This is a genomic window from Streptococcus cristatus AS 1.3089 (assembly GCF_000385925.1).
Taxonomy (GTDB): Bacteria; Bacillota; Bacilli; order Lactobacillales; family Streptococcaceae; genus Streptococcus; species Streptococcus cristatus_B.
Map to the genome: position 1 here is coordinate 1,173,857 of NC_021175.1, position 24,445 is coordinate 1,198,301.

General features: G+C 42.7%; 22 protein-coding genes, 9 tRNA genes, 1 rRNA gene and 2 pseudogenes. 5 read left to right on the forward strand and 29 right to left on the reverse strand.

What is annotated here, in order from left to right; all coding sequences use genetic code 11:
- Positions 1 to 2: 2 nt before the first annotated feature.
- The 3 genes from I872_RS05840 to I872_RS05850 all read right to left on the reverse strand — a co-directional run bounded on the left by I872_RS05840 (position 3) and on the right by I872_RS05850 (position 4,045).
- Entirely contained in the window at positions 3 to 1,169 is a 1,167-nt protein-coding gene (locus tag I872_RS05840; protein WP_015605225.1) for a MalY/PatB family protein, read from the reverse strand.
- A gap of 1 nt (position 1,170) precedes the next feature.
- Positions 1,171 to 2,265 (reverse strand): cystathionine gamma-synthase, encoded by a 1,095-nt coding sequence (locus I872_RS05845; protein ID WP_015605226.1) that lies wholly within the window; start codon positions 2,263 to 2,265, stop codon positions 1,171 to 1,173.
- A gap of 151 nt (positions 2,266 to 2,416) precedes the next feature.
- Positions 2,417 to 4,045, reverse strand: coding sequence for a putative polysaccharide biosynthesis protein (locus I872_RS05850; protein WP_015605227.1), 1,629 nt, complete (start codon positions 4,043 to 4,045; stop codon positions 2,417 to 2,419).
- Positions 4,046 to 4,131: 86 nt separating this feature from the next.
- Between I872_RS05850 and I872_RS05855 the strand changes: the two genes are divergently transcribed.
- The gene (locus tag I872_RS05855; protein ID WP_015605228.1) at positions 4,132 to 5,577 is read left to right on the forward strand and encodes a UDP-N-acetylmuramoyl-L-alanyl-D-glutamate--L-lysine ligase; all 1,446 of its coding nucleotides are present in this window, start codon (positions 4,132 to 4,134) and stop codon (positions 5,575 to 5,577) included.
- Between the two features lie 311 nt (positions 5,578 to 5,888).
- Here I872_RS05855 and I872_RS05860 read toward each other — a convergent pair whose 3' ends face one another.
- The 8 genes and pseudogenes from I872_RS05860 to rplK all read right to left on the reverse strand — a co-directional run bounded on the left by I872_RS05860 (position 5,889) and on the right by rplK (position 12,809).
- The gene (locus tag I872_RS05860; protein WP_041826808.1) at positions 5,889 to 6,638 is read right to left on the reverse strand and encodes a CPBP family intramembrane glutamic endopeptidase; all 750 of its coding nucleotides are present in this window, start codon (positions 6,636 to 6,638) and stop codon (positions 5,889 to 5,891) included.
- Between the two features lie 140 nt (positions 6,639 to 6,778).
- On the reverse strand, positions 6,779 to 6,982 hold the full coding sequence (locus tag I872_RS05865; protein ID WP_015605230.1) for a CsbD family protein: 204 nt from the start codon (positions 6,980 to 6,982) through the stop codon (positions 6,779 to 6,781).
- 96 nt (positions 6,983 to 7,078) lie between these two features.
- Positions 7,079 to 7,732, reverse strand: coding sequence for a DUF1803 domain-containing protein (locus I872_RS05870; RefSeq protein WP_015605231.1), 654 nt, complete (start codon positions 7,730 to 7,732; stop codon positions 7,079 to 7,081).
- Positions 7,725 to 8,237 (reverse strand): annotated as a pseudogene (locus I872_RS05875) (YiiX/YebB-like N1pC/P60 family cysteine hydrolase). Before I872_RS05875 ends, I872_RS05870 begins: the two are co-directional and overlap by 8 nt.
- An 86-nt stretch (positions 8,238 to 8,323) precedes the next feature.
- Positions 8,324 to 9,280 carry a manganese-dependent inorganic pyrophosphatase gene (locus tag I872_RS05880; protein WP_041826900.1) on the reverse strand — a complete coding sequence of 319 codons (957 nt, stop codon included), beginning with the start codon at positions 9,278 to 9,280 and terminating at the stop codon, positions 8,324 to 8,326.
- A gap of 446 nt (positions 9,281 to 9,726) precedes the next feature.
- Positions 9,727 to 11,178, reverse strand: a complete 1,452-nt coding sequence (locus tag I872_RS05885; RefSeq protein ID WP_015605233.1) for an APC family permease — start codon at positions 11,176 to 11,178, stop codon at positions 9,727 to 9,729.
- A gap of 415 nt (positions 11,179 to 11,593) precedes the next feature.
- The gene (gene rplA, locus I872_RS05890; protein ID WP_015605234.1) at positions 11,594 to 12,283 is read right to left on the reverse strand and encodes a 50S ribosomal protein L1; all 690 of its coding nucleotides are present in this window, start codon (positions 12,281 to 12,283) and stop codon (positions 11,594 to 11,596) included.
- A 100-nt stretch (positions 12,284 to 12,383) separates the two neighbouring features.
- Positions 12,384 to 12,809 (reverse strand): 50S ribosomal protein L11, encoded by a 426-nt coding sequence (gene rplK / locus I872_RS05895; RefSeq protein ID WP_015605235.1) that lies wholly within the window; start codon positions 12,807 to 12,809, stop codon positions 12,384 to 12,386.
- Between the two features lie 150 nt (positions 12,810 to 12,959).
- Here rplK and I872_RS10935 point away from each other — a divergent pair, with 150 nt between their 5' ends.
- Positions 12,960 to 13,307 (forward strand): DUF3397 domain-containing protein, encoded by a 348-nt coding sequence (locus tag I872_RS10935; protein WP_015605236.1) that lies wholly within the window; start codon positions 12,960 to 12,962, stop codon positions 13,305 to 13,307.
- A 102-nt stretch (positions 13,308 to 13,409) separates the two neighbouring features.
- Here I872_RS10935 and gloA2 read toward each other — a convergent pair whose 3' ends face one another.
- The 5 genes from gloA2 to I872_RS05920 all read right to left on the reverse strand — a co-directional run bounded on the left by gloA2 (position 13,410) and on the right by I872_RS05920 (position 16,965).
- Positions 13,410 to 13,796, reverse strand: a complete 387-nt coding sequence (gene gloA2 / locus I872_RS05905) for an SMU1112c/YaeR family gloxylase I-like metalloprotein (protein WP_015605237.1) — start codon at positions 13,794 to 13,796, stop codon at positions 13,410 to 13,412.
- 105 nt (positions 13,797 to 13,901) lie between these two features.
- Positions 13,902 to 16,199 (reverse strand): DNA translocase FtsK, encoded by a 2,298-nt coding sequence (locus I872_RS05910; protein WP_015605238.1) that lies wholly within the window; start codon positions 16,197 to 16,199, stop codon positions 13,902 to 13,904.
- Positions 16,200 to 16,270: 71 nt separating this feature from the next.
- Positions 16,271 to 16,453, reverse strand: a complete 183-nt coding sequence (locus tag I872_RS05915) for a PspC domain-containing protein (RefSeq protein WP_015605239.1) — start codon at positions 16,451 to 16,453, stop codon at positions 16,271 to 16,273.
- A gap of 132 nt (positions 16,454 to 16,585) precedes the next feature.
- The gene (locus I872_RS12535; RefSeq protein WP_473965409.1) at positions 16,586 to 16,669 is read right to left on the reverse strand and encodes a hypothetical protein; all 84 of its coding nucleotides are present in this window, start codon (positions 16,667 to 16,669) and stop codon (positions 16,586 to 16,588) included.
- 38 nt (positions 16,670 to 16,707) lie between these two features.
- Positions 16,708 to 16,965, reverse strand: coding sequence for a hypothetical protein (locus I872_RS05920; protein ID WP_015605240.1), 258 nt, complete (start codon positions 16,963 to 16,965; stop codon positions 16,708 to 16,710).
- A 157-nt stretch (positions 16,966 to 17,122) separates the two neighbouring features.
- Between I872_RS05920 and I872_RS05925 the strand changes: the two genes are divergently transcribed.
- Together I872_RS05925 and I872_RS05930 are read left to right on the forward strand one after the other, a co-directional pair.
- A complete protein-coding gene (locus I872_RS05925; protein WP_015605241.1) occupies positions 17,123 to 17,542 on the forward strand; it encodes an NUDIX hydrolase in 420 nt (139 codons plus the stop codon).
- A gap of 55 nt (positions 17,543 to 17,597) precedes the next feature.
- Positions 17,598 to 18,401: a peptidylprolyl isomerase gene (locus tag I872_RS05930; RefSeq protein WP_015605242.1), complete on the forward strand. Its 804-nt coding sequence runs from the start codon at positions 17,598 to 17,600 to the stop codon at positions 18,399 to 18,401.
- Between the two features lie 200 nt (positions 18,402 to 18,601).
- Here the strand turns inward: I872_RS05930 and ldcB are convergent, their stop codons facing one another.
- The 3 genes from ldcB to I872_RS05945 are packed head-to-tail and all read right to left on the reverse strand — an operon-like array spanning position 18,602 to position 22,267.
- The gene (gene ldcB / locus I872_RS05935) at positions 18,602 to 19,384 is read right to left on the reverse strand and encodes an LD-carboxypeptidase LdcB/DacB (protein ID WP_015605243.1); all 783 of its coding nucleotides are present in this window, start codon (positions 19,382 to 19,384) and stop codon (positions 18,602 to 18,604) included.
- 9 nt (positions 19,385 to 19,393) lie between these two features.
- On the reverse strand, positions 19,394 to 21,118 hold the full coding sequence (locus tag I872_RS05940) for a TcaA second domain-containing protein (protein ID WP_015605244.1): 1,725 nt from the start codon (positions 21,116 to 21,118) through the stop codon (positions 19,394 to 19,396).
- 18 nt (positions 21,119 to 21,136) lie between these two features.
- The gene (locus I872_RS05945) at positions 21,137 to 22,267 is read right to left on the reverse strand and encodes a proline-rich domain-containing protein (RefSeq protein ID WP_015605245.1); all 1,131 of its coding nucleotides are present in this window, start codon (positions 22,265 to 22,267) and stop codon (positions 21,137 to 21,139) included.
- Positions 22,268 to 22,620: 353 nt separating this feature from the next.
- Here I872_RS05945 and I872_RS05950 point away from each other — a divergent pair.
- Positions 22,621 to 23,309, forward strand: a pseudogene (locus I872_RS05950) (transposase); the annotation flags it as partial.
- A 77-nt stretch (positions 23,310 to 23,386) separates the two neighbouring features.
- Here I872_RS05950 and I872_RS05955 read toward each other — a convergent pair.
- The 10 genes from I872_RS05955 to rrf form a co-directional block, all read right to left on the reverse strand.
- Positions 23,387 to 23,460, reverse strand: a tRNA-Pro gene (locus I872_RS05955).
- A 42-nt stretch (positions 23,461 to 23,502) separates the two neighbouring features.
- Positions 23,503 to 23,576, reverse strand: a tRNA-Arg gene (locus I872_RS05960).
- A gap of 18 nt (positions 23,577 to 23,594) precedes the next feature.
- Positions 23,595 to 23,680, reverse strand: a tRNA-Leu gene (locus I872_RS05965).
- Positions 23,681 to 23,685: 5 nt separating this feature from the next.
- Positions 23,686 to 23,757: transfer RNA gene (locus tag I872_RS05970), tRNA-Gly, on the reverse strand.
- Between the two features lie 18 nt (positions 23,758 to 23,775).
- Positions 23,776 to 23,848: transfer RNA gene (locus tag I872_RS05975), tRNA-Thr, on the reverse strand.
- 15 nt (positions 23,849 to 23,863) lie between these two features.
- Positions 23,864 to 23,945, reverse strand: a tRNA-Leu gene (locus I872_RS05980).
- Between the two features lie 5 nt (positions 23,946 to 23,950).
- A tRNA-Lys gene (locus I872_RS05985) sits at positions 23,951 to 24,023 on the reverse strand.
- 29 nt (positions 24,024 to 24,052) lie between these two features.
- Positions 24,053 to 24,125, reverse strand: a tRNA-Asp gene (locus tag I872_RS05990).
- 4 nt (positions 24,126 to 24,129) lie between these two features.
- Positions 24,130 to 24,202 (reverse strand) — tRNA-Val (locus I872_RS05995).
- 29 nt (positions 24,203 to 24,231) lie between these two features.
- A 5S ribosomal RNA gene (gene rrf / locus I872_RS06000) occupies positions 24,232 to 24,347 on the reverse strand.
- Between the last annotated feature and the right edge of the window lie 98 nt (positions 24,348 to 24,445).

The following is a 24,445-nucleotide window of genomic DNA, read 5'->3' on the forward strand; positions in this document are numbered from 1 at the left end:
TTTTATTTTGGCAAAACTTCCGCAATCCGTCGACAAATCTCTTTAATCATAGTCTTCGGCGCAGCTGTATTGAGACGAGCATGTCCTTTGCCTTCTTGACCAAAATCACTTCCTCGATTCAGGACAACCTTGGCTTCTTCTCGGAGCAAATGGAAGAGCTGGTCATCTGTCAGCCCATAAGCTGAAAAGTCCAGCCAAATCAGATAAGTCCCTTGAGGCTTCATGACCCGCAGACGCGGCGCTTCCTTGACAAAATAATCGACAACAAAATCAATATTTTCTTCTAAGACAGCCTTGAGCTCCGTCAACCAAGCTTTACCATAACGATAGGCTGCTTCTGTCGCTAGAAATCCAAGACCTGAAATTTCATGCTGGTTATTGGCCAGTTGGCGCTTTTGAAACTGCTGCCGCAGGCTAGGATTCTCAATCACCGCATAGGAATTTTTAGTCCCAGCAATATTGAATGTCTTCGTCGCACTGGCTAAAATCAAGCTGAAGTCCTTAAAGTCAGGCGAGACAGTATTGAAAGACTGATGTTCATGGCCAAACAGCGTCAAATCTTGGTGAATTTCATCTGAGACCACGAGAACACCGTATTTTTGGCAGAGACGACCAATTTTCTCTAACACTTCCCATTCCCAAACTCGACCGCCAGGATTATGCGGATTGCAAAGAACATAAATCTTGACTTCATTGTCTATGATGTCCTGCTCCAGCTGCTCAAAGTCAATCTGAAAGAGACCGTCCTGTTCTATCAAGGAATTAGTAATCAACTGACGATTATTGAGCTTGACACTGCGGGCAAAAGGAGGATAAACTGGAGTGTTGATGAGCACGGCATCACCTTCTTCGCTAAAGGCTTGGATAGCCGTCGAAATCGCAGGAACAACTCCCTCGATAAAGACCAAGGCTTCCTTATCAAATGTGTAGCCATGCTCATCCCGCTCCCAAGCTAGAACGGCATTGATCAACTCCTCACTAGCATAGGTATAGCCATAAACTAACTGATCCGCATAGTCATGGACGGCTTGCTGAATTTCAGGCAGGACTTCAAAATCCATATCTGCAATCCAGGCTGGCAGGACTTGACAGTCTTTCTCCGCTTCTTTCCATTTATAAGTATGCTGACCAATCCGATTGGGTGCTGTTTCAAAGTTATAATTTCCCATATTAGTCCTCCAAGGCTGCGCGTAAATCGTCTACCAAATCTCGACTATCCTCAATTCCAATCGACAGGCGCAGCAAATCATCGGTCAAGCCATAAGAATGACGCACTTCAACAGGAATGTCTGCGTGAGTCTGGGTCGTCGGATAGGTAATCAAACTCTCAACTCCTCCTAAACTTTCCGCAAAGGTAAAGACTTTCAGGCTATTTAAGAGATGAGGAATCTTGCCTTCGTCCACAACTTTAAAGGAAATCATACCACCCTTGCCTGGATAGAGCACCTCTTTTACCGCAGGAGATGACTTCAGGAATGCAACGACTTCTTGTGCATTCTGAGTAGAACGCTCCATGCGGAGAGCCAAGGTCTTGAGACCGCGCAAAAGCATGTAGCTATCAAAAGGCGACAGGACTGGCCCAGTTGTATTGAGATTATAGAAAAGCTTGTCATAGATAGCAGCGTCATTGGTCATGATGGCTCCAGCCAAGACATCATTGTGCCCGCCCAGATACTTGGTCGCAGAGTGCAGGACAAGGTCCGCTCCATCTTCCAGCGGTCTTTGGTAGATGGGACTGTAGAAGGTATTGTCCACAATGACCCTTGCTCCTCTCTCGTGCGCCGCTTGGGAAATACGGGCAATATCAAACTCCACCATAAGAGGGTTAGTCGGTGTCTCGATATAGACAATATCTATATCCTCTGTCAGATTGTTCAGAAGGTCTTCTTCCGTATTAGCATAAATAAAGGCAAAGCGCCCTTCTGCTTCGGCCTGAGCAAACCAGCGGAAAGAGCCGCCATAAAGATCCCGAACAGCCAAGACCTTACTGCCGACCGGAAAAGCACTAAAGGCCAGCACAATAGCCGACATACCTGAGCTAGTCGCTAAGGCGTAATCTGCACTTTCGATAGCAGCCAGAGTCTCTTCCAAGCTAACCCGCGTTGGATTCTTGGTCCGAGTATAGTCATATCCTGTGGACTGGCCAAACTCTGGATGCTGGTAGGTCGTCGAAAAATGCAGGGGGGTGGTTAAAGCACCCGTTGTTTGATCTGTCTTGACTCCCGCTTGAGCCAACAAAGTATTTAATTTCCGTTCTTTCTCCATCTAACCGTTCCTCATTTTTTAAAATATTTTACCTTTCTATTGTAACATCTTAAGAAAATCATGAGCTTTTTTCTTTTCAAGAGCCAGCTATAGTCTGAAACTATAGAGTAACAATTCGCGAAAAAAGAGCCGCTGAACGACTCTTCATTTCTTATTTCATTCTCAAGCGTTGGCGCAAACTGTCTGCTTTCTGTCCGATAAAACGGTCTATGAGACGAACCTTGAGGGAAAGTAGGATGTAGACGATCATTCCTACTCCTCCAACAGCCGCAACATAGATAAAGCTGTTCATGCGATTAGTTGGTTGTAGGAAGAAACTCAATAGATACTCGACCAGAAGAACTAACATCACCATGACCATCGTGAGAATCATACTCAAGAGCATACGCTTCAAAAGGTTCTTTGGATTCAGACTAACAACCCTGCGGATTTCTCGGAACATGAAGAAGATGGGCAACAGGAGGCCGACAGTGGTTGAAATCAAGGGGCCATAAGCATGGAAGAGATTAATCATCGGTACCTGCAGACTGAGCTTGACAAGGACTCCGTAAAAGAAATAAAGAATGGCCTTCTTATTTTGGAACAGGGCCTGAATCATCGGAGCCAGAACTGTATAAGTGCTGAGAATGATGGTTTGCAACATGGCGCAGATGAAGAGTCCCAAGGCCAGACTATCGGGCTTACCATAAAAAATGGTATAAAGTGGACTGGCTACCATAACCGCTCCCACCGTTGTCGGAAAGATAAAGAAGAGCAACATGCTAAGATTATCTTGCACTAGGCGAGCACCTGAGCGAAAGTCACCCTTGACATAATTTTCAGTCAAGAGAGGGATGCCGACACCACCGATAGAAGTCGCTACCGCAATTAAAATCATGGTGATTTTATTCGGATTAGCTGAGAAGTAAGCGAATTGCACTAGGAGCTCTGATTTCGTATAATCGCTAATCTGGGTCATGATATTGATAAAGGTCGCTTGGTCAATGATCTGGAAAAGCTGAATGGCAGAGCCTGTAATGATGAAGGGAATAGCTTCTCGTATAGTATCCCAAAGGAGGGAGCGGCTACTAATTCCCGCAGATTTTTTTGGCTTTTTCAAGATAGAGCGGAGCATACCCGTCTTTGCTAGATAGAAAAGTAAAACGAGCATACTTGCCAGCATCCCGACAAAGGCGGCAAAAGTAGACTGGGTCACAGCCTCAACATAGTCGCCTGAACCAATTTTCATAATGAAATAAGCTGTCAGCAGCATCCAGATCACCCGAATCACCTGCTCCGAAATCTGGCTGATGGCATACGGTTTCAGATTGTTAAACCCTTGGAAAAAGCCTCGTATGACACTCATGGACGGGAAAATGAGCACAGCCCAAGACAAACTCTGCATGACTGGAATCAAGTCAGCCCCGCCACCAGACATTGAGGCAAAAACCGGTGCCATCAAGTACATGATGACTGCAAAGATCAATCCCAATACCAGCATGAACTTGAGGAACTCTCGAATGAGAGCAAAGCTGTGTTCCTCCTTGTCAATCGTATTATACTTAGCAACTTGCTTGGCCACAGCCACCGGCACTCCTGCTGTGGAAACCAAAAGGAACCAAGCATAGATATTGTACCCCATAGTAAAGAGACCATTCGCTTCCGCCCCATGCTGGCCCATCCAGATATACCAAGGGATGATATAAACAGCTCCGAGAAGGCGGCTGATAAAATTACTAGCAGTCAGCCAGGCAGTGCCCCTTAGCATTTTCTGCTGCTGGCTTGTTGTTTCTTGGCTCATAGAAAACCTCTTCTATTTGTTCTTCTTTTATTATAAACTTTTCCTTGCCTCTTGTAAAACATAGCCTTTCGGTTTACAATAGAGATATGATAAAAATTGAAACAATACTAGATATTTTAAAAAAAGACCAAAATTTTCGTGAAATCATCGCTGATGGAGACTATTACTTCAACTATCAAGGCTTGTCCTTTGACAAGATTAGCTATGATAGTCGCAAAGCAGATAGCAGAACTCTCTTCTTTGTCAAGGGTGAGCATTTCAAGCGGGAATTTTTAGAAAAGGCTGTAGCAGCTGGACTAGAGTTTTACCTGAGTGAGACTGACTTCGAAGTCGGCATTCCAGTACTCTTGGTCAATGATATTAAACAAGCTATGAGTCTCATTGCCATGGAATTTTACGGTCATCCAGAGCAAAAACTCAAACTTTTGGCCTTCACTGGTACCAAGGGCAAGACCACATCGGCTTATTTCGCTTATAATATTTTAAAACAAAGCCACAGACCAGCCCTGCTTTCTACTATGAACACCACTCTAGACGGTGAAACTTTCTTTAAATCAACCTTGACAACTCCTGAAAGTTTAGACCTCTTTGAGATGATGGCTCAAGCTGTAGCCAATGGTCTTACCCATCTCATAATGGAAGTCTCCAGCCAGGCCTATCTTAAAAAGCGGGTCTACGGCCTGACCTTTGATGTAGGTGTCTTCCTCAATATCAGCCCTGACCACATCGGACCGATTGAGCATCCTACTTTTGAAGACTACTTCTACCACAAACGACTCTTGATGGACAATAGCCGAGCTGTTGTCGTCAATAGCGGCATGGACCATTTCCAAATCGTAAAAGAGCAAGTCGCTTCTATGGAACACGATTTCTATGGAGCAGACTCCGTCAACAATATTCAGCAATCGCAAGCCTTCTCCTTTGAAGCGCAAGGAAAGTTGGCGGGTTCCTACGATATCCAGCTGATTGGTCGCTTCAATCAAGAAAATGCCATCGCTACTGGCCTAGCCTGCCTAAGACTTGGAGCTTCTTTGAAAGATATTCAAGCTGGTATTGCCCAGACACGAGTGCCGGGGCGCATGGAGGTCTTGACCCAGTCAAACGGTGCCAAGGTCTTCGTGGACTATGCCCACAATGGCGACAGTTTGGCTAAGTTGCTGTCCGTCGTACAAGAACATCAAAAAGGGCAGACCGTTCTTGTACTAGGAGCTACTGGAAATAAGGGAGAAAGTCGACGCAAGGACTTTGGTCTCCTACTCAACCAGCATCCTGAAATCAAAGTTATTTTGACCGCAGATGATCCAAATCGTGAAGATCCGATTGCTATCGCAAGAGAAATTGCTAGCTACATCTCCTTTGAGGTGGACATGATTGCTGACCGCGAGGAAGCGATCAAAAAAGCCCTCAGCCTGACTAGTGCTGAAGGCGATGCAGTCATCCTTGCTGGCAAGGGAGCGGATGCTTACCAAATCATCAATGACCAAAAGGTTCCTTATCCCGGTGATTATGCACTAGCAGAAAAATACATATAGGAATCTGGGACAAAAAGATTTCAATTTTTAACAATCTTAATTATTAATCCCTTCAAACCTATAATTAAATGCAAAAAGCGAACAAAGCAGAATTCTGATTACCAGAAAACTAGTTTTGTTCGCTTTTTATATTTGAGGTTGGACTTTTGTCCCAAACTCCTCAATTGGCTTTGGATTGTCGATCAAGACGCAGTGGTTGAGTGGGTTCTATTACGCTGATTTCATCAGCTTTTACAACCCTACTCAACTATGCGGAGGTGGGACGACGAAATCGAATTCTAACGAATTAGCGATTTCTGTCCCACTCTATATTATCCATTCCACATTACTAAGACATAGAGCAAGCTGCTGCCTACCATATCCGCAAAGGCATGTGCCAAAAAGAAAGGCAGCAAGTTTTTAACCTTGTATTTATAAAAGAAATAATAGAACAGACCGAAGACCACGCCAATCAGAAAAGCAGAGACTAGCCCCTGATAGGTATGGACAGAAAAGCGAACCAGCGTTGAAAAGGCTAAAACCCACCATTTGCTCTCTTCTTTTACTGATGTGAGCAATCCCAAGAAAAAGAATTCCTCATAGACCCCATTGAAGAGAGAATAAAGAATGACGACAGGTCCCAAGGCAGCGAGTTTGCGAAAAACTTCGACAAAGGTCCAGTCGATATGCTGCAAGATTTCTAAGTCAAAATAATTATAGGAACCGACTAAGGCCGCTATTACATCAGAAGTCAGACCGACAACTGCAAAAATTAAGGGCGCCCACAGAATGGACCAAGACAAGCGTAGTTTCAGCTGTTTGAAATCATAATGACGGATACCTAGATAGAGCAGAGCCAGCACCAGCAAGAAAACTTGCAATTTCAAATTGCTCAGTAAAGCCAAACTTTCATCTTCAGGTCTAGGTACGATTGCTTGTCCCGCAGAGCTGACCGTGGTGAGCCAATTTACTGTTGAGGAGTAAATAAATTGGCCAAACATAATGGCAGCTAAAATCAACATATCAAACCATCTAAGGTTCTCCAGTGGTTGCTCGGGATAGATTTTTTTCAACATTGTCATCCATATTCCTTTCCCAGATTCTATATATTACTATAGCACAGAATATGGCAAAATGACAGGGGAGTTTATCTAATTTTCCCTCATTCGAAAACAGGGAGGAAAGAAGCAAGGCTGAGATACGATTATCCCAGCCTCTGGTTTTAGTCTTCTTCTTTCTTGAAGGAGTTTTTCAAACCTTCTACTGCTCCCTCGACAGCTCCTTTTGCATCTTCTACAACTTCCTTAGCTTTAGCAACTGTTTTTTCGACCGCACCTTCTGCTTCTGTCTTGCTATCGCCAGTGACTTTGCCAAGGCCTTCTTTAAGAGCGCCTTTGGCTTGATTGAGTTTATCTTCTAGTGACATAAATCTGCCTCCATTCTTTTTCGGTATTTGATACCGTTTACATTAGTCTAAGACTTTTCAAGGCAAAGGTCAATTATTTTGCTCATTGCCAACATATCAGTCCAATTGGAACACTAGACGCTCCTTGTCAAAGCTAGCCTGCAACTCATACTTGCCAGCCTCATTCTGACGAATATAGCCTAAAATCACCAGACTATCAACAAAAATATCACGACGCTTCTGCATGAGCTCATCCTTGCGGACATACTTGAGGAGGAAAGTCGTCATATACTTGAGGGCATACTCTGGATTCACATCTCCCAAGACAGCATAGAGAGGCTTCTGTTCCTCAGACAGCGGATACTGATGCTGCATTTTATAGAAATAATTGGACAAGGTCAGTTTATCTCTCTGAAAATCGGTCTTTTCCAGTAAAATAGCCGTATTTGTTTGATTGGTAAGCAGGGTTTCAAAGCGCAAATCCAGAAATTCCTGATAGATCGAACCATCATCTCGAATAAAGATTTCCTGATCCAAAGTTAGATTTTTTAGATTGTCCAAAAGTGGAAGCTGCTGATAATAGCGCTTATTTTCCCGCCGAATATAGCCCGCCTTGATACATTCCTCTATGAAGCGATCTAGATTGGGAAAGCCCGCAAATTCGCGTTTAATTTCTCTTAAAATCACATCATTATGCTGATCCAGATAAGTGATTAGTTTTTCAAATAAGGGCTGTCGCGTCAGCCGAGTCGGATTGATAATTTTAATCATGGAGCTCTCCTTTATAAATGAGCTTGGCTGACTGAGCCAACTGACTGGGATTGGTACCAGGCTGCCCTACGGGTACAGCCACGCCCAAGTCCTCATAATAAGCCTGCCAAAATGCAGAAACAGCATTTTCACCATCAGCAAACTGCATGGGAATGGTCTCAAAAATCGGCAAAATCCTAGCGATATATTCCGAGCAGTAAAAGCCCTCGCTCTCAGGATAGAAACTAGCATTATAAAGCTTGCCCAGATGGGACTTAGCTTATTTAAAGGCGGCAGAGGCATCTATCTCTGGATAAGCAAAGACATGATAGATGTCCTCTTCTTCCAAAAACTGGCTCAAGGGCTGATGGCTCACTCCCTTGTCCTGCGTCGCATGGTAAATCTCTCCATCAAAGAAGATGCCCACATGACTATAAGAGCCTGTAGCTGTCCGAATTGCTGCTGCCATACCCGATTGCCCGACTGTGAACAGCAGATCACCATTTTGTAAATCTTGAATCTTCATTTCTATCGTCTATCAAAAAAGGAGCCGAAACTCCTTTACATGTGCGGAAAACAAGTGTTTCCTATTTTGAGCTGTTACTCAGGAAATTAAGCATTAAAACTTTCTGTCAACTGAGGAACCACTTGTTTCTTACGTGAAACGGCACCAGCCAAGAAAGCATGATTGTTTTCAAGTTTAAAGTTGAAGGCTGCTTCTACCTTGTCCATATTAGCACCGATTGCAAGGATTTCTGAGTTTGAATTCACGATATCTGTAATCATCAAAACAAAGTCAGAATAACCATTTTCCGAAATAGCTGCTTGCATTGCTGCTTCGATTTCTGCTTGGCGTTCCAAGACTTCAGCAATATCAACAGTGTTGACTTGGGCTACACGGACATTGTTTCCGTTGAGTTCAAAAGTCTTGGCGTCAATGTCGATCAATTCTTCAGCAGATTTGCTTGCCAAGTTTGTACCAGCCTTAAGCATAGCCAGACCATATTCTTCCAAGTTAACACCCGCCAATTCAGCCAATTCTGGTGCAATAGCTTTGTCAGATGGATGAGTTGTTGGTGATTTCAAAAGAAGAGTATCAGAAATCAAACCTGACAACATAAGACCTGCGATTTCTTTTGGAACTGCCACACCGTGCTCCTTGAACATACGGTAAACGATAGAAGAAGCTGATCCAACTGGCTCCAGACGCATGTAAAGCGGGCTCGCAGTCTCAAAGTTGGCTACACGGTGGTGATCCACAACGCCATAAACTTCCACTTCAGCAATATCTGAAACAGACTGTTGGAATTCGTTGTGGTCAGTCAAGATGACTTGCTCAGCCCCTTCTGCCTTAGCAGATGTGATCACGCGCGGTGCTTCTACTCCAAAATAATCTAAGACAAAAGCTGTTTCTTCATTTGGCGTTCCAAGTGCTACTACTTCTGTATCCAAACCGTAAGCTTCACGCGCTAGGTAAGCAAAAGCATAAGAAGACCCGATTGCATCTGAATCAGGATTTTGATGACCGAAAACTAAAATTTTAACATGATGAACCTCTTCGTTTTTAATAATATTTATTCCACTTATTTTACCACAATTATGGGCATTTCTCAAAAGCAGAAGGACATTTTCTTGAGAAAAATTGCAGCTTTGCAATAGAAGTCAAAGCTGAACCTTCAAAATAATCATCCAACCTTAACCTTCTATACAAGGATCATCTCTTATGAAACCTCTCCAGAAGAAAGGCTTGCCTTATCATTTTTATTTCCTGTAAAAGAACAAGAAATTTTTTATAAAAATCGAGGCTGGGACAAAAGTCCTAGCCTCTCAATTGTCTTTGGGATTGTCGAGCAAGACGCAGTGGTTGAGTGGGCTCTACTACGCTGATTTCATCAGCTTTTACAGCCCTACTCAACTGTGCGGAGGTGGGACGACGAAATCTAATTCTAACGAATTACTGATTTCTGTCCCACTCTCTGGAAGATTTATACATTTAAGGATATTGGCGATTGTCACTATTGCTTAAGCGACTGTCTTTTCTCACGCTTAGCCAAAATAGGCAAGATGACTCCCAAACTAATCAAGACAATCGGCGTCAAGATATTTGTCATCAGAGAAAAGCGCCAACCTGCTGGATCCGCTGCGTAGTCTACCTTAGGAACCATTCCTAAAATACAAGCAAAGGCTGTAAAGAGGAAGCACCAAGCTCCGATAGCAAAGCCAACTTTTGGATTTTTGGTAAACTTGTACTCTGCATCTTTGTACTTCTTCCAAGCTTTATTGAGCAGCATGTAAGCCACAAATACCCAGAGATAACGCATGGGCATAACTATCGAATTAAGATTAGTCATCCATTTAACTAGGCCATCAATTTCTTTGATTCCAAAGATAGGCAGGATAATCAAGAAGCTGACCAAAATCCCTGTCAAGATGTAACCGTTAATCAACACACCTTTTGATGTCCGCTTGCGTAGCCAGCTCGGAACAAATTCTTCATCAGCATTATTGAGCAAGATTTGTAGAGGGGCATCAATAGAGAAAGCTAAGGCCGCGATCTGTCCGACCATATTGGTCAGGGCATAGATAACGACTAGCACATTGCCCACACCCCAGTAGTTACCCAGCATTTGGAAGGCTTGATAGGCACCATTGCGCATCAAGTCTTCAGGAATATTGCTGCCGTCAAAAAGCATACCCATAGCTAGAGAGCCTAGAATAGCAGATGCGCCAACCATGATGGCCATGATGATCATTCCTTTTGGAAATTCCTTGGCTGGATTGCGAGTCTGATTAACGTAAGGCGAGATTTTCTCAGCCCCACCGACTGCAAAGACCAAGAGCGAAATAGTCGTAAAATATGAAAAATCAAAATTAGGAATATAAGTGCTGAGTTTGTCCATATTAGTCGTCGCAAACTGCATGTCCGGCTTGATAAAAGGCGCGCCAACCGCTAAGAGAACAAAGAGGAAGGACATAATCAGCATGGCACTTCCGGCCAAGCCTCCAATCACCTTAAGTGTGGACAGCCCCTTGGTGGACAAATAGAGGAAGGCTCCGAAAATCAGCAAGCTAAGAATAACAATCCAATGGAAATCCAAGCTGCTCAAAAAATCACCATTGCCTTGGATAGCCCAACCTAAAGGAATCAAAACCCCTTGCGGCTTTTGAGCCAGATAGGGGATATGTACGACCCAGTAAGTCCAAGCTGCAAAATAAGCCAAGCGCTTAGTAGAAGTCTTTTCAACCCATGCACTAACACCGCCGCCACTTTCCTTGAAGGTCGATCCCAACTGCCCTACAATCAAAGCATAAGGAATAAAGTAAATGGCTAGGATAAGAATCCAAGAAACAACAACTGAAATCCCCTGTTGGGAGTAGTTATTAACTACGTTTCCCAGACCCCAAACCATGTTAAAGGCAATCAAGGATACCATCAGCCACGTCAGCTGGTTATGATCTTTTTTCATCATATCATCTCCTTTGAATATAAAATAAATAGATCCGTAATATTATAACATGTTTTAAAGATTTTGTAACCGTCTTCACCACATTTTGCCCCAAAAATAATGGGACAGAAATCGGTAATTCGTTAGAATTCGATTTCGTCGTCCCACCTCCGCACAGTTGAGTAGGGCTGTAAAAGCTGATGAAATCAGCCTAGTAGAGTCCACTCAACTACTGCGTCTTGCTCGACAATCCAAAGACAATTGAGGAGTTTGGGACAAAAATATTTCAATTTTTAAAAATCTCAATTATTAAGCCCTTCAAATCTATAATTAAATGCGAAAAGCGAACAAAGCAGAATTCTGTTTACCAGAAAACTAGTTTTGTTCGCTTTTTATATTTGAGGTCGGACTTTTGTCCCACTCTCAATTTATATTCTTAAAGTGAGTTTACATCAACTTTGATACCAGGACCTTGAGTTGTTGTAATAGACAAGTTTGTTACGTAAGTTCCTTTTGCTGTAGCTGGTTTTGCTTTTTGGATTGTATCGTTGAAAGCTTTGAAGTTTTCAACCAATTTTTCAGCATCAAATGAAACTTTACCAATGACAGCTTGTACGTTACCTGCACGGTCTGCACGGTAAGTAATCTTACCACCTTTAGACTCTTCAACTGCTTTTGCAACGTCCATTGTTACAGTACCAGTTTTAGGGTTTGGCATCAAGTTACGAGGTCCAAGGACACGTCCAAGGCGACCTACAAGAGCCATCATGTCAGGTGTAGCGATAACTACGTCGAAGTCCAACCAACCATCGTTGATTTTAGCAACAAGGTCATCTTCACCAACGAAGTCTGCACCAGCAGCTTTTGCTTCTTCAGCTTTAGCACCACGTGCGAAAACAAGAACGCGTGAAGTTTTACCAGTACCGTGTGGCAATACCATTGCGCCACGGATTTGTTGGTCAGCTTTTTTAACGTCGATGTTCAAGTTGTAAGCAACTTCTACAGTTGCGTCGAATTTTGCAAAGTTAGTTTCTTTTGCAAGTGCTACAGCTTCTTCTACGCTGTACGCTTTTGTGCTGTCGATTTTCTCAAGAGCAGCACGAAGTTGTTTGCTTTTTTTAGCCATTTTATCTTTCTCCTTGTAAGTGGTTCAATCGATTTTCATCTCCCACGTCACTCGTCAATCTGATCAAGTGTAATGCGGGCAAATGGGAATGAGTTATTGATTAGTCAACAACAGTGAATCCCATAGAACGAGCAGTACCTTCAATCATACGCATTGCAGACTCTACGTTTGCAGCGTTCAAATCTGGCATCTTAGTTTCAGCAATTTCTTGCACTTGCGTACGAGTAACTGTTGCTACTTTTGTTTTGTTTGGTGTACCTGATCCCTTTTCAACACCGGCAGCTTTCTTCAAAAGAACTGCAGCTGGTGGAGTTTTGGTTACGAAGGTAAATGATTTATCTTCATATACAGAGATAACAACTGGGATGATCATACCAGCTTGGTCAGCTGTACGAGCGTTGAACTCTTTAGTGAATCCCATGATGTTGATACCGGCTTGACCAAGCGCAGGACCAACCGGTGGAGCTGGTGTAGCTTTACCAGCAGGGATTTGCAATTTTACAAGTTTTTCGACTTTTTTAGCCATTTTTAAATCCTCCTTTGTGGTTTTGGCGGTAATTAGAGATTTTTACCTCCCACAAGTATGCTTTTTGCATACTTTTCTATTATACACTAATCTTTCTAAAATGCAAGAAAAAATTCTCGTCTTTTCTCATTTTTATGGTAAAATGGTTGTATGATATTATTAAAAATTGCTTCTGTATTATTTATCTTTTTAACACTTATCTTATCGATTATCGCGGTGAAGGTCTTCAGGCTAAGAAAATTTGGCTTGAATTTTGCAGATTTGGCTTTCCCTTTTTTTGCTATAGAGTTGTATATCATTTCAGACAAAGCCTTCTACCATAGTCTTTTACCCCACCTATTATTCGTCTTGTCTGGCCTGTCTATCGCTATCACAGCCTATTTTCTCAGGAAAAAACGGACTTTCTACTATCCCAAGTTCTTTAAATTCTTCTGGCGAGCTGGTTTTATCTTAACCTTCTTTATGTACCTAGCCATGGTCATCGCCCTCTTTTTATAATGTAAACCAAAACCCATCGGTCATAGCCGATGGGTTTTTCATATGTAAATCTTATGACTTATTCTTCTGCTAAGAAACGAAGTCCCTCCGAGTCTCCTAGTCTTATTCATGAATCTCTAGAGGCAGGCCATCGGGATCAAAGAAGAAAGCCATCTTACGGCCATCAAAGTCGTCATAGCGCAGCTCGGTATGAGGAATCTCCAAACGGTCAAATTCCGCTAGCGTTTCTTCGACATCTGTCACTCGGAAAGCCAGATGCCGCAATCCAGTATGCTCTGGAGCTGGCAAGGCTGGCCGCTTGGGAGCCTCTTCCTTGATGAAAATTTCCAGCGTCAGATTTCCCTTGCGGACATTAAAGAGAATGTCCTGCTTGTCGGGTCGATGGCGCTCATCCAGCATGTCAAAGCCCAACTTGTCCACATAAAAGGTCTTAGTTTTGGCATAATCATGGCCAATAATCGCAATATGGTGAATGCTATCTAGTTTCATAACTTTTTCCTTTCATTCTTTAGTAGAGAAAATCTGCTGGCAAACTGCTGGCAGATTTTTATTTACAGGATATTATCCTTGTTGACCGACTGCTCGGGAAAATGTTTAACTTGTCTGCAAAACTTTTCTCGGCTTGGTTCCCTCGGCTGGTCCGATAACGCCAGCTGCTTCCAGTTCTTCCATGAGACGAGTAGCCCGATTAAAGCCGACCGAGAGTCGCCGCTGGATCATAGACGCGCTGGCTTTCTGAGTCTCAATGACCAAGGCCTTAGCTTCCTCAAAGAGGGGATCGCCTTCATCGTCGCCTCCGCCAGACTCAATATCGTTTTCAGAAACTTCGCCAGGATCAAAGCTATCGTCATAGTCAGCTTCAGCTTGGTTCTTGACAAAGGCTACGATACGCTCCACGTCCTCATCTGAGATAAAGGAGCCCTGCAAACGAACTGGATGGTTTTCATCAATCGGCTTAAAGAGCATGTCTCCTCTACCCAAGAGCTTTTCTGCTCCATTTTCATCCAGAATGGTCCGACTGTCTGTCCCGCTGGACACAGCAAAGGCAATCCGAGACGGCACATTGGCCTTGATCAAGCCCGAGATAACATCTACAGATGGCCGCTGGGTAGCCAGAATCATGTGAATCCCAGCCGCACGCGCTTTTTGTCCCAAACGAATAATAGCGTCTTCCACTTCCTTGCTGGCCACCATCATAAGGTCTGCCAGCTCGTCCACGATGACGACGATTAAAGGTAGGGGAACCTGCTTGTATTCTGACTGAGCATTGTACTCGGCTACTTTAGCATTGTAGCCAGCAATATTACGAGCACCAACCTTAGAGAAGAGTTCATAGCGGTTTTCCATCTCGTCTACGACCTTCTGCAGGGCGCGGCTGGCCTTGCGAGGATTGGTCACGACAGGGATGAGCAAGTGGGGAATGTCGTTATAAACAGATAGCTCCACCATCTTAGGGTCCACCATCATAAACTTGACTTCATCAGGTCTGGCCTTCATGAGAATGCTGGCAATAATGCCGTTGACAGCCACAGATTTACCAGAGCCAGTAGAGCCAGCCACCAAGAGGTGGGGCATCTTAGCCAAGTCAAAGGAACGGACAGATCCGTTAACGGCTTTACCGAGTGGGATTTCTAGGAGTTTACTAGCATCGGTCTTAGACTGCTCCCAAAGTTCTCGGAAGGTCACGGTCGCAATTTCAGAGTTGGGTACTTCAATCCCGACAAGAGATTTCCCAGGAATCGGCGCTTCAATCCGCACATCCTTGGCAGCCAAGGCTAGAGCCAAGTCATCCGCCAGATTGGAGATCCGATTGACCCGAACGCCGACAGCGGGTTTAACCTCGTACTTGGTGACAGAGGGCCCGATTTCAGCTCGCTCGACAGTAACCTTAATCCCAAAGCTAGCAAATGTTTCTTCCAAAATCTTGATGTTTTCTCGGACAATTCGCTTTTCTTTGGACTGATTTTTAGGCTTATCAGGCGCAAAGAGATTGATGGTCGGCAGCTTATAGTCCAGACTTTCTTTGGTCGTAAAATCTACCTCTACGTCCGCCTCTGCTTCTTCTATTTCCTCTTCGTGGCCAAAATCTAGCGGTTCATGAGGATTATAGTTTCCCTCTTCAGCATAGTCCGCCTCGTCAAAGTCCATAGGCGAATAGGACAAATCCTCGGCATCTAGAATCTCTCCCGTTTCAGGATCCACTTCAGCTCCTGCCTGCTCTACCTCAATGGCTTGCATAGCTGCCTGTGCAGCTTTCTCCTCCTGCTCAAGAAAACGGAGATGACGCTTTTCTTCCTCTTTTTCCCTCCAATTTTGGAAAGCCACGCTAAATTTCTCAGCAAGATCATAAAGCGACCATGGACTCATGAGCAGACCCCCTAGCAAAATCAGGAGCAGCCCGATAAAATAAGAACCGATATTTGAAAAGAGAAAAGAAATCGGAGCATAAAGAGCCGCCCCAATCAGCCCCCCACCAGCAAATGAGGTCACTTTAAAGGCCATCAAATCTGTTAGGACTCGCGTAAGCGTTGTGGATAAAACCTGCCCTTTCAAATGCAAAACATGAACAAAATAGGCTTGAAAGATTAAGCTTAGTCCTAAGAAAAAGCTGATAAAGCCTGAAATCTTCCCCTCATGTTTGTGCAGCCACTTAAAGAAAAAGAGATAAAACAAGGCCGCTAGAATCGCCACATAAGCCAGACTCCCTACCAGAACTCGAATTAAATTATAAATGGTGACGCCAAAAGCGCCCAGCTTCAAAGCAGCAAACAACAAAGCAATAGCCAAAACAAAGGTGACTATCATCCGTCGAATCGCTTTCTGTCTTTCTAATTCCGCTTTTGTCGGCCGTCTTGTAGTCCGACCATTTTTTGTATTTTTCTTATTTGCCATAACTTTCATTATACCATATTTTAAGATCTTCTAAAGAGAAAACTAGCTGCCTTTTGCAACTAGTTTCTGCTTTATTCTTCTGGCAAAATCAACCAGAAAATGAGGTAGGGAAGAAGTCCAATCCCATAAGCGAAAAAGGAGACTCCCCAGAAGACACGAATGATAACCGGATCTATATTAAAATACCGAGCTAGGCCGGAGCAAACTCCCGCAATGATTTTATCATCAGCACTTCTTGTTAAACGTCTTGCCATAATCAAGCCTCCTTCAAACGAACGACAAATTTTTATCAAACGAAAGCAATGATTCTCATCTTATTTTACCATAATTTTTCCTCGAATAATTGTCGGAACTTCACTATCGTCCTCAAAATCTTCGACTTTTTCTTAATCAGGGAAAGGTTTCTGGATACGTCCTAGGATAAAATGCGAGAGCGAACCAACCAGCAGAAAGTTGATCGGAAAAGCCATGATAAAATTTGTTCCCCAAGCTCCCAAATAACGTTCCACTAACAAGGATGCACCCCAATATTTTGCCAGCGCTTGTGATAGTCTTTCAAAAAGTGGAAGAACAGTCCTTTGACCAAGGCTCCTACTAAAAGAACATCTAATAAAAAGGCCGTTATAAAACCAGATAGATAGTCAGCAGCTAAATTTCCTAAAGGAAAATGGCCTAGTAAAAAGAGATTCCAATCGTACATCCCCAAGGTCATAAGAATACACATAAGCAAGGTGAAGAAGATAGCTTCTTTAAAATTTCTCGGCATAAACACTCCATTTCTGATGAATTACATTCATGCTAGCATAAATATCTTTGTCTCGTAAGCAAAATTTTCCAGAAAATGTTTCCATAGCTTGAGATTGGTAATCCTTAGTTATTTTTGCTAGACTAAGTAGAAGAAAAGCATCGAAAAGGAGAAAACCATGCGAGCAGGTGTGATTATTTACAATCCTTTCTTGGACAAGATTTTGCTGATTCACCGCTGGAAGGACGGACAAGAGTATTTCGTGATTCCCGGTGGAACTATCGAGCCTGGAGAAAAGCCTTTAGAGGCTGCCTTACGGGAAATGAAAGAAGAAGTCGATCTTAGCTTTTCTGCCGACCAGCTATGCACAGCTTTTTCCCTTAATAATCAGGGCAAAGAGGAGTATTATTTTTACGCTGAACTATGTACGGTCGAGACTCCACTCATACAAGGCGAGGAAGCCCAGCGCAGTAGTCCCCAAAATATTTACCAGCCCAAATGGCTCAGCTTGCAGGATATTTACAGCCACAATCTGCGCCCAGAAAGCCTCAAATCCCTGCTCTTGGAATTTCTGACGCAAGAAAGTTTGAAAAACTAAAGCACTTATAGTAAAATAACAATAGTGCATAAACTTATGCTCAGAAAGGTTCCTTATGAAAAAATCATTCTTTTTAGTTCTTTTATCCGCACTTGCTCTGGCAGGCTGCTCCGCTAAAGAAGATTCTACTACCAAGTCATCTAGCACTCCTACGCAGTCTTCTACTACCAACGCTACCGATACCAGCTCTGAGGCAGCTGAAATTCAGAAGCTCCGTGAGCAATACAAGGATGCCATGACAAACGAGAATGCCAACTTCCCACAGCTATCTACAGAAGTTGCCGAAGACGAGGCTGAAGTCAAAATTATTACAACCCAAGGAGATATTCGTCTCAAACTATTTCCCAAATACGCTCCTTTAGCGGTCGAAAATTTTCTGACACATGCCAAGGAAGGCTATTATGATGGGGTGATTTTCCACCGCGTTATCAACGATTTCATGATTCAGACAGGCGATCCTAAAGGAAATGGCACGGGCGGCGAATCCATCTGGAAAGGCAAAAATAAGTCTATCGACTCAGGAAATGGCTTCAAGAATGAATATTCCCCTTACCTCTACAACTTGCGCGGTGCATTGGCCATGGCCAATGCTGGAAAAGACACCAACGGTAGTCAATTTTTCATCAACCAAAGCAAGAAAGACTTATCTAAACAATTACCGACCGACACCTTCCCAGCTAAAATCATTGAAGCTTACAAAAACGGCGGAAACCCAAGTCTTGACGGCGGCTATACTGTCTTTGGTCAAGTCATTGAAGGCATGGACGTAGTAGATAAAATCGCTGCCACAGAAACTGGCGATAAAGATAAACCCAAAACAGATATTAAAATCGAAAAGATTGAAATTATAAAAGAATAGAACCAGAGTCAACTCGAGTTCTGATCATCTTATGAGTTATGCCTTAGCATCAACAAAACAAAAAACCAGTCCCCAAAAAACGAGGACTGGTTTTACTATGCATTTTTCTAATCATCCAGCAACTCAACTCCATTTTTAAAATGAGATATGTAGCTTCTAACTTTTGAGAATAAGGTAGACGCTGAGTCTGCAATTAGATTTTACTGGACATAATTACCACCTGTAAAATGATAATACTCTTCCAGTGTGAGACCAGATTCGGAAATTTCCTTGGCCTCTTTTCCTACATAGCGTAGATGCCAACTTTCAGGCACATAGCCAGTAGAAGCCTCCTTGCCAACAGGATAGCGTACTACAAAACCATATTTATAGGCATTGTCCAAGAGCCACTGACTAGCTCCAGCTTCTTCAACCAGATTGCCGCTACTATCAATCAGATCAAACGCTAAACCAGTTTGGTGCTCGCTGTAGCCCGGTCTTGCCGAATAACGATCAGCCGCAGCTTGTCCATCTCGATTCACATAACTTTGATAAAGGCCGACCTGAGTTTGATAGCTACGAAAGCCGCTATATTGGTTGCTGATAGGATAACCTTTGGACTGCATATCTGCGATTAACTTAAGTAGTTCTGCTTTAGCAGTCGGATCCTCACCTGGATTGTAATCAGCTGATAATGGATAGTGTTTATTGGCGATGACTATTTCGTCATATTTCCCTTGAACGCTATAATAGCTTCCGTTGTAAGAAACATTTTTATCGACAGTTACGTCCTGCTTTTGCTCCTTCTTAGACTCCGCACTATCCGATTCACTCCTTGTATCTTGGCTAGATGACCGGTCTTTTTCAGCCTCCTTTTTTTCAACAGATACCTTTGAGCTACTTGCCTGCTTGTTTGTACTACTTTCAGTCTTGTCTTTGGCTGCTGAGCAAGCACTTAAAACCAAGACTGCCATTGCTAGAAAAATAAGTTTATTATATTTCATTGTATTCCACTAACTTTCTGAAACTTCAATATTATAGATTGCAAAGGAATTTCCGGTCGGCTTCAAATAGTAAGTTTTATTTTTTCGATTGACACTATTTGGAGTACTATCAATATAGTGAACTGTATAGTCTTCATAAGTCGTCACAATATAGGAGCCGTTCTCCTCTCTCACTTCACGGATATCCAAAGCTCCTGGATCGTAATAATCAATTTTCGCCTTCTTGACACCGCCACCTGTAGTCCACTCAACCATCTCTTTGTATGCTGGACTAGAAGTATCATAATATTGAGCATAATAATTAGAACGATTAGAGACCGATCTGAAAACAGCCGTGCGATATTCGCTAAGAAAATTAGTGATTTTTGCCTTGTTAGCTTCTAGCTTTTTAGTTTCTTCATCCTTTTCTTTGATCTTATCTGTCACTTCTTTTGGTAAAGATAATACAAGATCAAGCGTGTCTCCTTTGACAACAATACTTTCCTTGTTGGTTACAAAAGTGCTACCAGCAACAACAAACTTAGCATAAACTTCCAGTTCTTGATGTGGTACAACTTGAATATCTGTTTCCAAACTACTACCAATTTCCTTGCCATTTACAACAATTTTAAGGTCCGTTGCATTTGAAGCTTCTGCTGGCATAGTAATCTTCAATCGTTTCTTTTCAGACTTAAGATCCAATTTAATTTCATTATTCTTAGCAGTTGCTAAATCAAGCTGTATCTTACTCTCAATTTCCCCAACTTCCGTCTTACCTTTAAGGGTGAATTCCTGCTTGATAAAATGATATTTGCCAATATTCGTTTCAGCATTCTTACTCAAAGGAAGGCTTTTCTTATCTCCTGCTTTGATGCTCGCATTGTCTAAGTTCGTGTTAACCTTCACCTCTACAGGATAGGCCACTATTTGATATTCCTGAAAAATCCCAAATTTTTTGCTTTTTTCAGTCACACCTAAAAGTTTATTCTGATTGTCATCAATATAGGCTGATTTTCCCTTCGACTTAGCAATGTTGTCCAGCTCAGTCTCAATATTGATTTCTTGACTTTCTAAGTGTTCGACTAAAGCCCTCGCATCTGCGCGTGTCCACTTATCTGAATTCGTAGAGAGAAGGTTTGCAATTCCATCATAATCCTTTTTCGTAACTGCTTTTGCGAAATCATCCGTCACTACTTTAACACCTGTCACGGAGCTCATATATAAAAAGGTTACCACCAAAACAGAAAGCAAAATAAGAGGAAAAGCAATCAGCATGGCTTTCTTCTTCGACATTCTTTTTTCTGCTTTTTTTATTGCTTTCTGTGGCAATTCCGAATCCAATAATTCAGAGCGAACAGGCAAATTAATAAAACCTTGATTTCGTGCTTCTAAAAATTCCTCTTTAGTCGGCTTTCTACCAATATTCATCTCGAAAGCTTGCAGCCAATTTTCCCGTTGCTCTTGGTATTGATCCGATTCTGAAATCTCTTGCTTTTCTTCTTTAGGAGAATGCACAACAGATTCTTCTTTGTAAAACTCTAGGGCTGGCTCCTCTTGCTCCAAATTTTGTTCCTGAGTCACCGAGCTTTGCTTCTCTTCAGCTGCCCCATCGTTACCTTGTCCTGCTGGAGCTGCAATAGAAATAATCTTTCTGGGATCAAAATCAGAACGTTTTCCTTCTAAAAATTCATCTGCGGTTGGCTTCCTACCAATAACCTGCTCAAAAAGCTCAACCCACTTTTCTTTCGTTGTCATAAATCACCTCCTAAAACCTTACATCATCATAAGACTCATCAACAATGAGAAAGCGATGAAAGTAAAGATAAATGTAATCACACCATTGACAATAATTGCCAGTAAATATTTATAAAAAGGATCCATTGACGTGCTAGATTTTGAATAAATCAAAGCAAAGGTTGCTCCGACTCCAATTAAGACCAAGCCGATCCATGCTAGGAAGAGGGATACAGACATAATTCCTAATAAACTAAATAAAGCAGAAAGAGCTACAAAAGGTAAGACAATCGCATAGAGTCGACCATACCAGTCAAATGCCTTATTAAAGCTAAAGCTTCCATCCTTATAGACCATGCGTTTTACAGCAAAGCCTCCTAAAATAATGGAGAAAAGAACGAGGGCTGCCGCTATCAGTGAGACCAAGAAAAGTCTAAAATCAAAAGTCGGACCACTGTAAAAGCCAAAACTGACCGAAGAAATAATATTATAAAAATTATAATTCACCACAATAGCTGCAAAGAAAACAGTCAATCCTAGAGAAAGATAGCCATTTAATTTGCTACTTTCAACTTCTGAAGTTGGCGACTTCCAAGCAGAAACAAGCCAAGCCCAGAAACCTTTCATTGTTTTAGAAAATTCACTTGGTTGCGCCGGCTGTTGCTGACTATAGTAGGCCTGTGGACCTTGCTGGAAATTCTGCACATTGAACTGGCCTTGCGGATTATTTTGATAAGCTTGCTGATTGAAGCCTTGCGGACCAGAAGATTGAGGCTGAGCAATAAACTGGTTAGGTTGCCCACCATTTGGCTGTTGATAAGGATATCCCTGTTGAGCAAATGATTGTGCTTGATTAGCAAATTGATTTAGGTTTTGCTGTTGCTGAGGAAGCTCTTGATATTGCTGCCCAGTTGGCTGAGCGAACGGGGCTTGTACATTCTGTTCCTGAAAAATATTTTGCTGCTGTGCATAGTATTCTCCGTTCGAAGCCACTCCTTGTGCTTGTGCAGTTCCTGCCATGGTTGAAGCAGCTCCATTTCCAACTTGATGTGCACTTGCCACCTCAGGTTCCACAAACTCACCAGCTAGGAAAGCTTGAGCAATTTCTGCATCCGTCGCTGAACGTCCATTCACAGCTTCAAAATATTCGAGCCAATCTTGCTTTAACATATAACAATCTCCCATCTATAAATGATTATCCTCATATTAGTATACAAAAAATCGAGTGAAAATTCAATCAAGTCAATAGTCACACGTAGGTAACTCCTAGACTAATAATGAGTCGCCACACATCAATTGATTAGGACAGGAGATTATCTTATTGCCCATAAAAATATAAGTGCATAAAATAAGACAGTAGACATAACTTTCTACTGTCTTATAATTATTTACCTAAGAAAATCGGCTCTATAATTTCTGTAGTGGGTAACACCACTGTATGGATTATGGAGCCACTTTTATTATAGAAAAAACCCATAAGACCTATAATGAAAAGCGACCAAACCATCATTAGAAAGAATCTTATGGGACAGCTAAATTTTATCATAAACCTACTCAAAATTAAAGACAAAAATATCATCATTCTAGATTACAAGGACTCGGGAACTCATAAAGAAATCTTCGCCAAGCTAGATTATCCCGCACCTAAATGCCCTCACCGTCAAGGAGAAATGGCTAAATATGACTTCCAGAAAGAATCAAAAATTCCCTATTTAGAGTGTGCGGGATATAAAACGCTGATTCGCTTAAAGAAACGGTGTTTTCGCTGTAAAATCTGTAGAAAAAAGGCTGTCGCTGAGACGTCCTTGAGACGTCCTTAGTTAAGAAGAACCACCAAATCGAAACCATCGTCAAGCAGAAAATCGCTCAAAAATTGATGGAGAGACTTTCTATGGCAGGCCTCTCTGAAAGCTTGGCTGTCTCCACTTCTACCGTCATTCGTAAGTTGAAAGAATTCGAGTTTAAAACGAACCTCAACTACCTTCCAGAACACATGAGCTAGGATGTGGAAACAGTCAGGAAAGTGACTGTTTCAATCGGCAGATAAAGATGTGCTTCATTGCGCAGGATTTTGATTCCAGATCGCAATCACTTTCTGCGCTATTCCAGACAAGTCCAAAAACAAGTCAAAGTCATTACCATGAACATGTTTAGACAATATTACGATATTGCCAGAAAACTATTTCCAAAGGCTAAAATCGTTCTGGATCGTTAGTAGCAAAACAAAAAAACGGCTCCAGCCGTTATTTAAATACAGTAATGATTAGAAAATTCTAAACCAACAATATATCGGGAAGACAGGATTCGAACCTGCGACACCTTGGTCCCAAACCAAGTACTCTACCAAGCTGAGCTACTTCCCGATCATAAGTAGAAACAGAGTCATATGACCTCAGTTCCCTTCATGCACCCTAGAGGAGTCGAACCTCTAACCGCCTGATTCGTAGTCAGGTACTCTATCCAGTTGAGCTAAGGGTGCCCTGTCGCATATACGCTATGCCGAGGACCGGAATCGAACCGGTACGATCGTTACCAATCGCAGGATTTTAAGTCCTGTGCGTCTGCCAGTTCCGCCACCCCGGCCTCAAAGCGAACGACGGGATTCGAACCCGCGACCCCCACCTTGGCAAGGTGGTGTTCTACCACTGAACTACGTTCGCATCTCTATCCAAAAAAATGGCCGGGTACATGACTTGAACACGCGACCCTCTGATTACAAATCAGATGCTCTACCAACTGAGCTAAGCCGGCTCATTTATATTCCTATGCGGGTTAAGGGACTTGAACCCCCACGCCCTAAAGCGCCAGATCCTAAATCTGGTGCGTCTGCCAATTCCGCCAAACCCGCGCTTATGACCCGTACTGGGCTCGAACCAGTGACCCTTTGATTAAAAGTCAAATGCTCTACCAACTGAGCTAACGAGTCTATCTATTGAAACTGTTAAACAATTTCAACGGTCCCGACGGGAATCGAACCCGCGATCTTCGCCGTGACAGGGCGACGTGATAACCGCTACACTACGGGACCTATATGGGAGTTAACGGGATCGAACCGCTGACCCTCTGCTTGTAAGGCAGATGCTCTCCCAGCTGAGCTAAACTCCCAAAAAGGAAGTACTAACACTTCCTATCTTGCTAAGCGACTTCCATATCTCACAGGGGGCAACCCCCAACTACTTCCGGCGTTCTAGGGCTTAACTTCTGTGTTCGGCATGGGTACAGGTGTATCTCCTAGGCTATCGTCACTTAACTTTCTGAATTAACTTGCAATCTTACATTGCCTTGTCAACTCAAAATTGAATAACTACTCAATCCTAACAAGTCTTATCGAACGCTGCGCTCAATGAA

Coding starts and splice junctions, on each gene's coding strand:
- I872_RS05840 (WP_015605225.1), bottom strand. CDS start 1,169: ATGGGAAATTATAACTTTGAAACAGCACCCAATCGGATTGGTCAGCAT.
- I872_RS05845 (WP_015605226.1), bottom strand. CDS start 2,265: ATGGAGAAAGAACGGAAATTAAATACTTTGTTGGCTCAAGCGGGAGTC.
- I872_RS05850 (WP_015605227.1), bottom strand. CDS start 4,045: ATGAGCCAAGAAACAACAAGCCAGCAGCAGAAAATGCTAAGGGGCACT.
- I872_RS05855 (WP_015605228.1), top strand. CDS start 4,132: ATGATAAAAATTGAAACAATACTAGATATTTTAAAAAAAGACCAAAAT.
- I872_RS05860 (WP_041826808.1), bottom strand. CDS start 6,638: ATGACAATGTTGAAAAAAATCTATCCCGAGCAACCACTGGAGAACCTT.
- I872_RS05865 (WP_015605230.1), bottom strand. CDS start 6,982: ATGTCACTAGAAGATAAACTCAATCAAGCCAAAGGCGCTCTTAAAGAA.
- I872_RS05870 (WP_015605231.1), bottom strand. CDS start 7,732: ATGATTAAAATTATCAATCCGACTCGGCTGACGCGACAGCCCTTATTT.
- I872_RS05885 (WP_015605233.1), bottom strand. CDS start 11,178: ATGAAAAAAGATCATAACCAGCTGACGTGGCTGATGGTATCCTTGATT.
- rplA (WP_015605234.1), bottom strand. CDS start 12,283: ATGGCTAAAAAAAGCAAACAACTTCGTGCTGCTCTTGAGAAAATCGAC.
- rplK (WP_015605235.1), bottom strand. CDS start 12,809: ATGGCTAAAAAAGTCGAAAAACTTGTAAAATTGCAAATCCCTGCTGGT.
- I872_RS10935 (WP_015605236.1), top strand. CDS start 12,960: ATGATATTATTAAAAATTGCTTCTGTATTATTTATCTTTTTAACACTT.
- gloA2 (WP_015605237.1), bottom strand. CDS start 13,796: ATGAAACTAGATAGCATTCACCATATTGCGATTATTGGCCATGATTAT.
- I872_RS05910 (WP_015605238.1), bottom strand. CDS start 16,199: ATGGCAAATAAGAAAAATACAAAAAATGGTCGGACTACAAGACGGCCG.
- I872_RS05915 (WP_015605239.1), bottom strand. CDS start 16,453: ATGGCAAGACGTTTAACAAGAAGTGCTGATGATAAAATCATTGCGGGA.
- I872_RS12535 (WP_473965409.1), bottom strand. CDS start 16,669: ATGGCTTTTCCGATCAACTTTCTGCTGGTTGGTTCGCTCTCGCATTTT.
- I872_RS05920 (WP_015605240.1), bottom strand. CDS start 16,965: ATGCCGAGAAATTTTAAAGAAGCTATCTTCTTCACCTTGCTTATGTGT.
- I872_RS05925 (WP_015605241.1), top strand. CDS start 17,123: ATGCGAGCAGGTGTGATTATTTACAATCCTTTCTTGGACAAGATTTTG.
- I872_RS05930 (WP_015605242.1), top strand. CDS start 17,598: ATGAAAAAATCATTCTTTTTAGTTCTTTTATCCGCACTTGCTCTGGCA.
- ldcB (WP_015605243.1), bottom strand. CDS start 19,384: ATGAAATATAATAAACTTATTTTTCTAGCAATGGCAGTCTTGGTTTTA.
- I872_RS05940 (WP_015605244.1), bottom strand. CDS start 21,118: ATGACAACGAAAGAAAAGTGGGTTGAGCTTTTTGAGCAGGTTATTGGT.
- I872_RS05945 (WP_015605245.1), bottom strand. CDS start 22,267: ATGTTAAAGCAAGATTGGCTCGAATATTTTGAAGCTGTGAATGGACGT.